Raw genomic sequence first — 12,589 nt, forward strand, 5'->3', positions numbered from 1 at the left:
GCAATCCATGCTGCACGTCGAGGATCTGGCCAATCCGCCCGAGGGGTTTCTGCGCGACGAGCCGGAGGGAGCGGAGTTTTACCAGGCCTTTCAGACGGCCCGGCTGGATGATTTCAGCTTCGGTTATTTCGCCGTGTACCGGGACAGCGCGCTCGTTACCGTGGCGCCCTACTTCGTGATGGATTTCCGGCTCAACACCCTCCTTCCCAGCGGCTGGCTGAAGCAAAGCCTGAGCTGGATCCGCTTCAAGCTGGCCTGCATCGGGCATCCGACCGTCGATGCCGGCCGCATCCAGGGCGAAGTCTCGCAGGAGACGCTCGCGGCCATCAGCACGGCGCTTGCGAAGAAAGGGAGCCTGCTCGCGTACAAGGGTTTCACCGAGGACTTGCCGCTGCGCGGCTTCGTGGCGGCAAAAGGCCTGCCCGTGCCGGTGCTGTCGATCGGCCCGGACTACTACCAGGCCATGAAGAGCGACCGCAGGAACCTGCTCAAGCGTAAGCTGAAAAAGGCCGCCGCACTGCGCTATGAAGAATGCGCGGGTCTGCCCGATCACCTCGTCGCCAGAGTGTATGAGTTGTATCTGAACACCTGGCAGAAAGCCGAGTTGAAGTTCGAGAAGCTCACGCCGGAGTATTTCGCCAATACCCGCAGCCTTAGCCATTATCTGCTGTACTTTCTGGACGACGAGTTGATTGGCTTCACCCAGTTGATCGGCAAGGGAAGGCACCTCGTCAACCGCTATATCGGGCTCGACTACGCCAGGAGCCAGGAGTACGGCTTGTACTTCGCCATGTTCATTCGCACGGTCGAATTCGGCATTCGCGAAGGTTTCGAGGAAATCGAGCTGGGCGCGACGTCCTATGAGTTCAAACGCATCCTCGGCGCCCGCCAGATTCCCACCTGGAATCACTACCGGCACAACAACGCGTTGGTCAACTGGCTGCTCGGCAAGCTGCGCAGCGTGCTGGAACCGTCGGAGTCCGAACTGCGTTAGCGCCCGACCGATTGGTTCGGTGCGTCCCACCTGCCGGCAACACGCGTTACAGGCGATAATGTGCCAAACGCAATCGACTTGAGAAACGGAGTGAGAATGAGCAAGCAAGGCTTCACCACTGGCATCGTTCACGGCGACAGGATCGCGGGCACCGAGCACGGCGGCGTGCGCCAGCCGATTCATACGTCCGTGCAATATGGTTTCGAGCGCGTCGAGGACCTGATCGGCGTATTTCAGGGCACGAAGAAAGGGGGTTTCAACTACGCGCGGCAAGGCACTCCCACGACGGCGGCTCTCGAGCGCAAGATCACGAGCCTGGAAGGCGGCACCGGCACAGTCTGTTTCAGCACCGGCATGGCCGCGATCACGGCGACCTTCCTCACGCTGCTGCGTGCGGGCGATCATCTCGTGTCGAGCCGCTATGTGTTCGGCAACACCAACAGCCTGTTCGGCACGTTGCGCACGCTCGGCGTGGAAGTCACGACCGTCGACGCCAGCGACGCCGAAAACGTGAAGAACGCCATCCACCCGAATACGCGCATGGTGTTCGTCGAAACCATCGCGAATCCGGGCACGCAGATCCCCGACCTGCAAGGCATCGGCGAGCTGTGCCGCGAGCGCGGCATCGTCTACGTCGTCGACAACACGATTACCTCGCCCGCCTTGTTCCAGCCGAAGGCGGTCGGCGCGAGCCTCGTCATCAATTCGTTGACGAAGACCATCGCGGGCCATGGCGCCGCGCTCGGCGGCGCGGTGACCGATACGGGCCTGTTCGACTGGAGCACGTATCCGAACATCGCCGACGACTATCGGCGTTCGGCACCGAAAGATCAGGGGCTCCTGCAGATCCGCAAGAAGGGCCTGCGAGACATGGGCGCGTCATTGTCGTCCGAGCAGGCGCACGCCATCGCCATGGGCGCGGAAACGCTCGCCCTGCGCGTGAAGCAAAGCAGCGACAATGCGCTCGCGCTCGCACAGTTTCTCGAAGGCCACGAAGCCATCGGCAAGGTGTTCTATCCGGGCTTGAAGAGCCATCCGCAATACGAGGTTGCCCATGCGCTTTTCAAGGGCGCGTCATGGCTGCTCTCGTTCGAACTGCTCAACGCGGAACGCATGATCGACGTCGTCAACGCGCTCGAACTGCCGATCAAGGCGACCGGCCTCGGCGACACGCGCACGCTCATCATCCCCGTCGCGCCGACGATCTTTTTCGAAGCCGGCGCAGAAACGCGCAAGGCGATGGGCATCTCCGACGGCATGCTGCGGCTTTCGGCGGGCATCGAAGATATCGACGACCTGATTGCAGACTTCTCGCAAGCGCTCAAGCTGGCAGCATAACGCCGGGAGCGTCGATGTCGTGAACAGGGCCAGCACTCGCTGGCCCTGCGCGTTTTCGACGCTGATGCCGCTTACGGATTGAAGCGTTTTGCCTCGTCGCGCCAGTAGTGCTGCTGCTGCCAGCCAAGCAAGCGTTTGAGCTTCTCGTTGCTGAGCAGCGTCTCGAACTCGCCGAGGGCCTTCTTGACCGGCACGCCCGGATAGTAGCGATCCAGCAACGTCTGGGTCGGCAAGTCGGACGACACGTCGTCCGCCGCGACGTTCATGATCTCGAAGCCGAGGCCGTCCGTTTCGATGGCGAGCCGGCACGCGTTGGCGAGATCTCGCCCGTCGATGTAGCTCCACGCAATACGCTTGCGCAGCGCGGGATCCTTGAGCCACGTGGAGAACTTCGCGTAATCCTCGGGATCGAGCACGTTGCCGATGCGAAAACAGTAGATGTCCGACCCGGTGCGCGCCTGGAATGCCTTCGCGGTCACTTCGTTGACCACTTTCGAGGTGGCGTAGCTGTCCATCGGGTCCACCGGATAGTTCTCGTCCAGCGGAAAGTACGCGGGATCGCGATGCCGGTGGGCGAACACCACACCGTAAGTCGTCTCGCTCGAGGCGAGGATCACCTTGCGGACCCCTAGTTTCGCAGCGGCGTCGAGAATGTTGTAAGTCCCCATCACATTGATGCGGTAGACCTCGTTATCGGTCGTCAACATGATGCGAGGAATCGCCGCGAAGTGAACGATCGCGTCGATGGGTTTCGGCTCCAGGTCGTCGGCGAATTCCACTGGCGCCGTGGTCGAGGTGATCGCGTTGAAAACCTGGCCCGCGTCGGTGATGTCCGTGATCAGCGTGCGCGCCGTGCGCTTCGGCATGGGCACACGGTCCAGATTCAACACTTCGTAGCCGTGCGCGACCAGGTTCTCGACCACCCATTTGCCGGCAAGGCCGCTACCGCCGGTCACTATCACTCGCTTTGTCATCTGTCTCTCTCCTTTTCGTGGCGTCGTTCCCGCCTCTGCAAACGCGCACGTTACCGCAAACATCGGCCGGCTGTAATGACCACCGCTACCTTTCCAGCCGGATGGATTGTCTGCGGGGGACGCAGACAAAATCGTTATGCGCCCGATTGCGCGGGCGCGGCCACCGCAGGCTGCCGGTTGAACCGCTCCGCCAGAAAATCGATGAACGCACGCGCACGCGCCGACTGATTGCGCTTGTTCGGGTAGTACACGAACAAATCGGCCAGCGGCTGCACGAACTCGGGCAGCACGACGCGCAGCCGGCCGCTTTCCAGATACTTCGCCAGGTCCCACTCCGAGCGCAGCAGAATGCCGTGCCCGTCGAGCGCCCAGCCGAGCACGATATCGCCGTCGTTGCTCGACAGCATGCCGTGCACCTTCACCGCATGCGCCTCGCCATCGCGCTCGAGCCGCCATATGCCGTAGGCGTTGTCGTTCTGTCGATGCACGATGCATTGATGGTTGGCGAGATCGCCCAGCGTTGCGGGCGTGCCCTGCGTCTCCAGATAGCGCGGCGAGGCGCACAGCAAGCGGCGGTTCGTCATGATGCGCCGCGCAATGAGCCGCTTGTCGGGCAGCTCGCCAAAACGGATCGCCAGATCCACGCCGCTTTCGACGAGATCGATCGGCCGGTCGGTGACGTCGAGCTGCACTTCGACATGCGGATGCCGCCGCGCGAACTCCGAAACGAGCGGTGCGATCGTTGTGCGCCCGAAGCCGAGCGTCGCGTTCACACGCAGCAAGCCGCGCGTGACGGAGCGGCTCGACGACACGACATCTTCCATTTCCTGCACTTCGGCAAGAATGCGCGTCGCGTAGTGCAGAAAGGTCTCGCCCTCGGCGGTCAGGCTCACGCTGCGGGTGGTCCGGTTGACCAGGCGCACGCCCAGGCGCGCCTCGAGCTGCGCGAGCCGTTTGGTCGCCGCCGGCGGCGTGATATCCATGTCGCGCGCAACGCTTGAAAGGTTTCCGTAACGCCCGAGCAGAACGAAAAACGCCAGGTAGGAGGTCAGGTCATTCTTCACCGTGAGTTAATAAAGATGTGAAAACAAGTGAATCATAGAGCCGATCCGGGCGCATAACCTAGCGTCTCCCACAGCCAGCGAATCGCGAACGACCGCGAGAACGACCGCGCATGCTGGCCGTGCCACCAGGAGACACCCGTGAGAATCGTTGAAATCCGCGAAAAAACCGTTCCGATCAGTTCCTCGATCCGCAACGCCTATATCGACTTCAGCAAGATGACGCTCAGCCTCGTCGCCGTGGTCACCGACGTGATCCGCGACGGCAAGCCCGTCATCGGCTATGGCTTCAACTCGAATGGCCGCTATGGCCAGGGCACGCTGATGCGCGAGCGCTTCATCCCGCGCATTCTCGAAGCCGATCCCGCCTCGCTCGTGAACGAGGCGGGCGACAACCTCGACCCGCACAAGATCTGGGCGACGATGTTCACCAACGAAAAGCCGGGCGGCCATGGCGAGCGCTCGGTGGCGATCGGCACGATCGACATGGCGGTATGGGACGCCGTGGCGAAGATCGAAGGCAAGCCGCTCTTCCAGCTGCTCGCCGAGCGCTACGGCAATGGCCAACCCGACCGCAAGATCTTCGTCTATGCGGCGGGCGGCTACTACTACCCAGGCCAGGACCACAACAAGCTCAAAGACGAAATGCGCAGCTATATCGACCGCGGCTACACGGTCGTGAAGAAAAAGATTGGCGGCGCGTCGCTCGACGAGGACCTGCGCCGCATCGATTCGATCCTGAGCGTGCTGGGCGACGGTCAGAAACTGGCCGTCGACGCCAACGGCCGTTTCGATCTGGACACCGCAATCCAGTACGCGAAAGCGCTCTCGCAATACGATCTGTTCTGGTACGAGGAGCCGGGCGATCCGCTCGACTTCGAATTGCAGGCCACACTGCGCAACTACTACGACAAACCGATGGCGACCGGCGAGGATCTGTTCTCGATGCAGGACGCGCGCAACCTCATGCGCTACGGCGGCATGCGTCCCGACCGCGACTGGCTGCAGTTCGACTGCGCGTTGAGCTACGGCCTCGTCGAATATCTGCGCACGCTGGAGATGCTGCATCAGCACGGCTGGTCCGCGAGCCGCTGCATTCCGCACGGCGGCCATCAGATGTCGCTCAACATCGCGGCGGGCCTCGGGCTTGGCGGCAACGAGTCGTATCCCGATCTGTTCCAGCCTTATGGCGGCTTCCCCGATGGCGTGAAGGTCGACAACGGCTATATCACGATGCCCGACCTGCCCGGCATCGGCTTCGAGGGCAAGGCCGATCTGTTTGCGGAAATGAAGAAGATCGCGGCCTGACGCCGAAGCGAAGAAAAGAGCGCGACCGGAAACACAACCGCTGCACGCATGGCGGTTGGCGGTCGCCCGAAACTACCTGCATGGCGCCATGCTCAGGAGACAGACATGCGGCCCTCGAAACTCAAAAAGTATCTTTCGAAGCTCTACATACAGGTCTTGATCGGTATCCTGGCGGGCATTCTCGTCGGCCACTTCTATCCGGATATCGGAGCCGATCTCAAGCCGCTTGGCGACCTCTTCATCAAGCTGATCCGCATGGCGCTCGCGCCGATCATCTTCGCTTCGGTCGTCGTGGGCATTGCCCGGATGAACGACCTGCACGAAGCCGGCCGCGTAGGCGTGAAGGCGCTGCTCTACTTCGAGGTGGCGTCGACCATTGCGCTTCTCGTAGGCCTCGTCGTCGTGAACGTGATCAAGCCGGGCAGCGGCATGAACATCGATCCGGCGCACCTCGACAGCTCGGCGATCGCCAGCTACGCGCACGCGGCCCACGACCATACGGCGCTCGGGTTCCTCATGAGCATCGTGCCGAACAGCATCGTCGGCGCGTTTGCGAACGGCGAAATTTTGCCGATCATCTTTTTCTCGGTGCTGTTCGCCATTGCGCTGGCGAAGCTCGGCCCGCGTACCGCACCGCTCGTCGATATGCTCGACATGTTCTTGCAGGGCATGTTCGGCGTCGTGCGGATCGTCATGTATGTCGCGCCCGTGGGCGCGTTTGGCGGCATGGCGTTCACCATCGCGAAGTACGGGCTCGGCACGCTGGCGTCGTTTGGCGAGCTGATGCTTTGCCTGTACGTGACGTCGATTGTCTTCGTCGTGGTGGTGCTCGGGCTCGTCATGCGCGTTTGCGGATTTTCGCTGTGGAAGTATCTCCGCTATATCCGCGACGAAATCCTGATCACGTTCGGCACGGCGTCGACCGAGGCCGTGCTGCCGCAGATGCTCGTCAAGATGGAGAACCTCGGCTGTTCGCGGCCTGTTGTCGGCATGGTGTTGCCGACCGGCTATACGTTCAACGCGGACGGCACGGCGATCTATCTCACGATGGCGGCCCTCTTCGTGGCCCAGGCGATGAACATTCATCTCACGCTGTTCGATCAACTTGTCGTGCTGAGCGTTTTGCTGCTGACTTCGAAGGGTTCTGCTGGTGTGGCCGGAGCGGGGTTTGTTGCGCTCGCTGCTACGCTTGCTTCGATGCATAAGATTCCGGTCTCCGGGCTGGTGCTGCTGTTGGGGGTGGATCGGTTTCTCAATGAAGCTCGGGCGGTGACCAATTTGATTGGGAATGGCGTGGCCACGATTGTGGTCGCCAGGTGGGAAGGGGCGATGGATGTTGCGCGGGCTCGGGCGGTTTTGAATGGGGAGATTGAGGGTGGGGACGCGTCGGGCGCTGGCGATTTGTCTTTGCCCAGCGGCGAGCCGGTTTCTGGCTCGAGGGGGCTGGTAGAAAACCATCTGTGAAATGAGTACTTTGCGGTGCCTTGTTTTCGCGTCGGTATGCCTGGGTTGCCCCTGTAAGGTTCCCGACGCGAACACAAGAAAAAGCCAAAGCGCCAAAAACCACAACCCCTCCGCGATAGCACCAAAAAACCACAACAAAGCAAACCCAAACCAAACCCAAACCAAACCAAACCCAAACCAAACACCAAAGAAATACATATCAGAATTCGTTAGTTTGTCGCGGATGGAACCCTGACTAGACTGCAGATCCATCTTGTTATGACAAGCGAACCATGCCCCGAACGAATCTGGTGGCGCTATCCCCCCAGCCGCTCTACGTCCAGATCAAGGACACGCTCCGAGAGCGCATCCTGAACGGCACCTATGCGCCGCACAGCCAGATGCCCTCCGAACACGAGCTATGCGCCCTGTTCGGCGTCAGCCGCATCACCGTGCGCCAGGCACTAGGCGATCTGCAAAAGGAAGGCCTGGTCTTCAGGCTGCACGGCAAGGGCACGTTCGTCTCCAGGCCCAAGGCATTCCAGAACGTAACCTCGCTGCAAGGCTTCGCGGAAGCGATGTCGTCGATGGGCTACGAGATTGTCAACCAGTTGCGCAGCTTCAGGATCATCAAGGCCGATCGCCACGTCGCGCAACGGCTCAATCTTCTGGAAGGCGCGCCGGTCGCGGAAATCCATCGCGTGCGCATGCTCAACCGCGAACCGGTTTCGCTAGAACTCACGTGGGTGCCGGAAGCGCTCGGCAAGCGGCTCGCCAACGCCGACCTCGCCACGCGCGACATTTTCCTGATTCTCGAGAACGACTGCGGCGTGCCGCTCGGTCATGCCGATGTGTCGATCGACGCGATTCTCGCCGATGACGACATCGCCCGCGCCCTGCGCGTGGAAGACGGCAGCCCCGTTCTGCGGATCGAACGCCTGACGCACGACGCATCCGGCAATCCCATCGACTACGAATACCTGTATTTCCGCGGCGACGCCTTCCAGTACCGGCTGCGCGTCGACCGCCAAAAAACCCGTGCAAGGGGAAGGAAAGCGCTATGAATACCGAAGTGCTCGAATACGACATCGTGGTCGTCGGCGGCGGCACGGCCGGCCCAATGGCTGCAATCAAGGCCAAGGAACGCAACCCGGCGCTCAAGGTGCTGCTGCTTGAAAAAGCCAATGTCAAGCGCAGCGGCGCAATCTCGATGGGCATGGACGGCTTGAACAACGCCATCATTCCCGGCCACGCCACACCCGAGCAGTACACGCGCGAAATCACCGTCGCCAACGATGGCATTATCGACCAGGAGGCCGTCTATGCGTATGCGCGACACAGCTTCACGACCATCGAGCAGCTCGACCGCTGGGGCGTGAAGTTCGAAAAAGACGGCAACGGCGACTATGCCGTGAAGAAGGTCCATCACATGGGCGCTTACGTATTGCCCATGCCCGAAGGACACGACGTGAAAAAGATCCTCTACCGGCAGCTCAAACGGGCGCGCATCGAGATCACGAACCGCATCGTCGCCACGCGGCTCATGACCGATTCGCAGGGCCGCGTAAGCGGCGTGCTCGGCTTCGACTGCCGCACGGCGCAGTTCCACGTGGTGCGCGCGAAAGCCGTGATCCTGTGCTGCGGCGCGGCGGGACGCCTCGGTCTGCCCTCCTCCGGCTACCTGATGGGCACTTACGAGAATCCGACCAACGCGGGCGACGGCTACGCCATGGCGTACCACGCGGGCGCTGCCCTCGCGAATCTGGAATGCTTTCAAATCAATCCACTTATTAAGGACTACAACGGACCGGCTTGTGCATATGTCACCGGGCCGCTCGGCGGCTTCACCGCGAACGGCAAGGGCGAGCGCTTCATCGAATGCGACTACTGGAGCGGCCAGATGATGTGGGAGTTCTACCAGGAGCTGCAGAGCGGAAACGGCCCCGTGTTCCTGAAGCTCGACCATCTTGCCGAGGAAACGATCCAGACCATCGAGCAGATCCTGCACACCAACGAGCGCCCGAGCCGCGGCCGGTTCCACGCGGGCCGCGGCACGGACTACCGTCAGCAGATGGTCGAGATGCATATTTCCGAGATCGGCTTTTGCAGCGGGCATAGCGCGTCGGGTGTCTATGTGAATGCGCGCGCGGAGACGACCGTACCCGGACTCTATGCAGCAGGCGACATGGCCGCCGTGCCCCACAACTACATGCTAGGCGCGTTCACCTACGGCTGGTTCGCGGGCGCCAACGCGGCCGAATACGTGGAGGGCCGCGAGCATGCGAGCCTCGACGAAGCCCAGATCGCCGCTGAACGGGCACGGATCTACGCGCCGCTCGATCGCGAAAACGGACTCGCGCCGGCCCAGGTCGAATACAAGCTGCGCCGCATGGTGAACGACTATCTTCAGCCGCCCAAGGTCACGCGCAAGATGGAGATCGGCCTGCAGCGCTTCGACGAGATCGCCGAAGACATCGAAGCGATCAAGGCCAACAATGCGCACGAATTGATGCGCGCCGCCGAGGTGCGCGCCATTCGCGACTGCGCGGAAATGGCGGCGCGCGCCTCACTGTTCCGCACCGAAAGCCGCTGGGGCCTGTATCACCACCGGGTCGATTACCCGCAGCGCAACGACGCCGATTGGTTCTGCCATACGCACCTGCGCAAGGACGCTTCCGGCAGCATGACAAGCGAAAAGCGCGCGGTCGAGCCGTACATCATCCCGCTTGCGCAAGCGGATCGAGGCGCTTACGATCAGCTACGCATTCGCGAATCCGCGGTACTCGTCGCCGAACACTAAGGAATCCGAATATGTCCTATACGCCGCACGAAATCTTCCAGCGCAGCAGTGCGCCCGTCACGATCGACGAAGACCGCTGCATCGCCGACAAAGGCTGCACGGTATGCGTGGATGTGTGCCCGCTCGACCTGCTCGCAATCGATGTGAGCAAGGGTAAGGCCTATATGCAATTCGACGAATGCTGGTATTGCATGCCCTGCGAACGCGACTGCCCGACCGGCGCAGTCAAGGTCGACATTCCGTACCTGTTGCGCTAACCGCTGTCACCCCACGACGGTACCCGTATTGCTCGCCAAACAGATCATGAAAACACGCCAACGGATTCTTCGCCTTTTCGCCGCCCCGCTACTGTTGAGCGCCGCGATCACCGTACACGCCGAGACGATTCGCGTCGCGATCGGCACCCAGGACACCACTATCAACTGCGCGACGGGTGGCCTCCTGATCCGCGAATTGCACTTGCTCGACAAGTATCTGCCCCACACCGGCAAATACGCGAACGTCACCTACGACGTGCAGTGGAAGGACTTCACTTCCGGCGCGCCGCTCACGAACGAAATGGTGGCCGGCAAGCTCGACTTCGGCGCCATGGCGGATTTCCCGGGTTCGCTCAATGGCGCGGCGTTCCAGAAAGCGGGCCGAAAGAGCCTCTTCATCACCGTGCTCGAAGGCAGCACCGATGGCAGCGGCAACGGCATCGTCGTGCCCGTCAACTCGCCGCTGCATTCGATTGCCGACCTCAAGGGCAAGACGATCTCGGTACCGTTCGCCTCGACGTCGCACGGCATGCTGCTGCGCGCAATCAAAGCGCAAGGCTGGAACCCGGATACCGACGTGAACATCATCACGCAAGCGCCGGAAGTGGCAGGGAGCGCCCTCAAGGCGGGCAAGATCGACGCCCACGCCGACTTCGTGCCGTTCGCCGACCTGTTCCCGTACCGCGGCATCGCTCGCAAGATCTACGACGGCGCCCAAAGCCGTGCGCCCACCTTTCACGGCGCGCTCGTCGATGCCGCTTATGCGCAGAAGTACCCGGAAGTGGTGGTCGCCTATCTGCGCGCGGCAATCGAAGCGAACCGCCTGATTGCGGAAGATCCCGAAAAATATAGTTTGCTGATCGAGAAGGTGACGGGCATCGAGGCGCCCGTCGACTATCTCTATCATGGACCGCTCGGCCTGCAAACGCGCGATCTCACCTGGAAGCCGGAGTACCGCCAGGCCGTGGCGACTGCCATCGACACGCTGAAGCTGCTCAAGAAAACGGATGTCAATCTCGATGCGAACACCTTCATCGACGACCGCTACATCCGCGAGGCGTTCAAGGAGTCGGCACTCGACTATGACGCCGCGCTGAAAAACTACGCTCGGCAGCCGCTCGCCGCGAACGACGCGCTGACCGGCAAGCCCATTCGTGATTTCCTCGCGGTCACACAGGTGTGGGTCGCCAACGAGGCACACGTGCGCAACTATGCGAACGCGGCGGAAGGGTTCGCAGCGCTCGCGAAACTCGAACAGTCCGGCAGCAAAGTGCGCGCGGTCTACGTGCAGGACCACGACAGCGGACAGAAGCTCTTCGCTTCCGACGCCTGGTACGTACGCGACGCGCATGGCGACGTCACCGCGTTCCTGCAGAAGACAGGCGCGGATGCCTACGCACAGCACACGTCGGGCGCGGTCGTCGACTATGCCGCTGCAAAAACGGGCGCCCAGCAGGCCCTCGCTTCGCGCTAACGCGTCGCGCTCTGTCCGCCCGCTCACTTGCCATTTATGAGGAGTCCGCATGTCTGCCACGCTTGACCTCGCAGCCCGGCAACGCCAGGCCGTCCGGGAACCGGCACTGACTGCAGCCGCAGCGCGCGGCGCACCGATACGCCGCCGCGCATGGCGCGCCGGCTCGATCGTGCTGTTCGTGGCTGCCTGGCAGTTGGCCGTTCATTTCCGGCTCTCGCTTGGCATCGTCACGTTCGCGAATGTCCCTTCGCCCGCCGACGCCATTCCCGCGCTATGGGCGCTGCTCCATTCGCCGAAGCTGCCGATGCATCTCGCCGCGAGTCTGACGCGCGTGCTGGCCGGCTTCTGCGCGGCGGCCCTGGTCGGCGTCGGGCTCGGACTCGCGATCGGCCGCTATCGCGCACTCGAAGATGTGCTCCTGCCGCCGCTCGAAGTGCTGCGGCCAATCCCGGCGGTCGCGTGGATTCCGCTCGCGATCCTGATGTTTCCCTCTTCGGAACTGAGCATGATGTTCATCACGTTCATCGGTGCGCTGTTCCCGATCCTGCTGAACACGATCCACGGCGTGGAGGCCGTCGACCCCCGCCTCGTCGCCACCGCGCGGGGTCTCGGCACCGGCTCGCTGTCGCTCTATACAGAAGTGGTATTGCCGGGTGCCGCGCCTGCGATCTTCACGGGTCTTTCCATCGGCATGGGCACCGCGTGGTTCTGCCTCGTAACCGCGGAAATGATCGCCGGGCAGTACGGCATAGGCTATTTCACCTGGGAATCCTATACGCTCCAGAACTACGCGGATATCGTGGTCGGCATGGCCCTGATCGGCGTGCTCGGCATGGGCAGCAGCCTCCTCGTCAAACGCATCGGCACCGCACTGACGCCGTGGTACCGCCTGCGGGGAGCGCGCCAGTGAACACGCCTGCCGCCGTCCATCCTGAAGCCC

At 62.2% G+C, this 12,589-nt stretch carries 11 protein-coding genes; 9 read left to right on the forward strand and 2 right to left on the reverse strand.

Going from position 1 to position 12,589, the window contains the following annotated elements; all coding sequences use genetic code 11:
* Positions 1-7 precede the first annotated feature (7 nt).
* Both AB4Y36_RS26495 and AB4Y36_RS26500 read left to right on the forward strand, forming a co-directional pair.
* Positions 8-994, forward strand: coding sequence for a GNAT family N-acetyltransferase (locus AB4Y36_RS26495; RefSeq protein ID WP_368684571.1), 987 nt, complete (start codon positions 8-10; stop codon positions 992-994).
* 96 nt (positions 995-1,090) lie between these two features.
* Entirely contained in the window at positions 1,091-2,332 is a 1,242-nt protein-coding gene (locus AB4Y36_RS26500; protein WP_368684572.1) for a cystathionine gamma-synthase family protein, read from the forward strand.
* Positions 2,333-2,403: 71 nt separating this feature from the next.
* Here AB4Y36_RS26500 and AB4Y36_RS26505 read toward each other — a convergent pair whose 3' ends face one another.
* A complete protein-coding gene (locus AB4Y36_RS26505; RefSeq protein ID WP_368684573.1) occupies positions 2,404-3,306 on the reverse strand; it encodes an NAD-dependent epimerase/dehydratase family protein in 903 nt (300 codons plus the stop codon).
* Between the two features lie 134 nt (positions 3,307-3,440).
* Complete coding sequence (locus AB4Y36_RS26510; RefSeq protein ID WP_069266591.1) at positions 3,441-4,370, reverse strand: LysR substrate-binding domain-containing protein; 930 nt, start codon at positions 4,368-4,370, stop codon at positions 3,441-3,443.
* A 138-nt stretch (positions 4,371-4,508) separates the two neighbouring features.
* On the opposite strand from AB4Y36_RS26510, the gene AB4Y36_RS26515 reads away from it, so the two are divergent.
* The 7 genes from AB4Y36_RS26515 to AB4Y36_RS26545 all read left to right on the forward strand — a co-directional run bounded on the left by AB4Y36_RS26515 (position 4,509) and on the right by AB4Y36_RS26545 (position 12,559).
* On the forward strand, positions 4,509-5,675 hold the full coding sequence (locus AB4Y36_RS26515; RefSeq protein ID WP_368684574.1) for a mandelate racemase/muconate lactonizing enzyme family protein: 1,167 nt from the start codon (positions 4,509-4,511) through the stop codon (positions 5,673-5,675).
* Positions 5,676-5,780: 105 nt separating this feature from the next.
* Positions 5,781-7,139: a C4-dicarboxylate transporter DctA gene (gene dctA / locus AB4Y36_RS26520; RefSeq protein ID WP_083245411.1), complete on the forward strand. Its 1,359-nt coding sequence runs from the start codon at positions 5,781-5,783 to the stop codon at positions 7,137-7,139.
* Between the two features lie 272 nt (positions 7,140-7,411).
* Positions 7,412-8,182 carry a GntR family transcriptional regulator gene (locus AB4Y36_RS26525; RefSeq protein WP_069266593.1) on the forward strand — a complete coding sequence of 257 codons (771 nt, stop codon included), beginning with the start codon at positions 7,412-7,414 and terminating at the stop codon, positions 8,180-8,182.
* Positions 8,179-9,918 carry a fumarate reductase/succinate dehydrogenase flavoprotein subunit gene (locus AB4Y36_RS26530; protein WP_368684575.1) on the forward strand — a complete coding sequence of 580 codons (1,740 nt, stop codon included), beginning with the start codon at positions 8,179-8,181 and terminating at the stop codon, positions 9,916-9,918. The genes AB4Y36_RS26525 and AB4Y36_RS26530 overlap by 4 nt, the downstream gene beginning before the upstream one ends.
* A gap of 11 nt (positions 9,919-9,929) precedes the next feature.
* Positions 9,930-10,175, forward strand: coding sequence for a ferredoxin family protein (locus AB4Y36_RS26535; protein ID WP_069266595.1), 246 nt, complete (start codon positions 9,930-9,932; stop codon positions 10,173-10,175).
* Positions 10,176-10,221: 46 nt separating this feature from the next.
* Positions 10,222-11,649, forward strand: coding sequence for an ABC transporter substrate-binding protein (locus AB4Y36_RS26540; RefSeq protein WP_368604400.1), 1,428 nt, complete (start codon positions 10,222-10,224; stop codon positions 11,647-11,649).
* 49 nt (positions 11,650-11,698) lie between these two features.
* Entirely contained in the window at positions 11,699-12,559 is an 861-nt protein-coding gene (locus AB4Y36_RS26545) for an ABC transporter permease (RefSeq protein WP_368684576.1), read from the forward strand.
* The last annotated feature ends 30 nt before the right edge of the window (positions 12,560-12,589 follow it).

The sequence above is a fragment of the Paraburkholderia sp. BR10936 genome, assembly GCF_040965735.1.
Classification (GTDB): Bacteria; Pseudomonadota; Gammaproteobacteria; order Burkholderiales; family Burkholderiaceae; genus Paraburkholderia; species Paraburkholderia nodosa_A.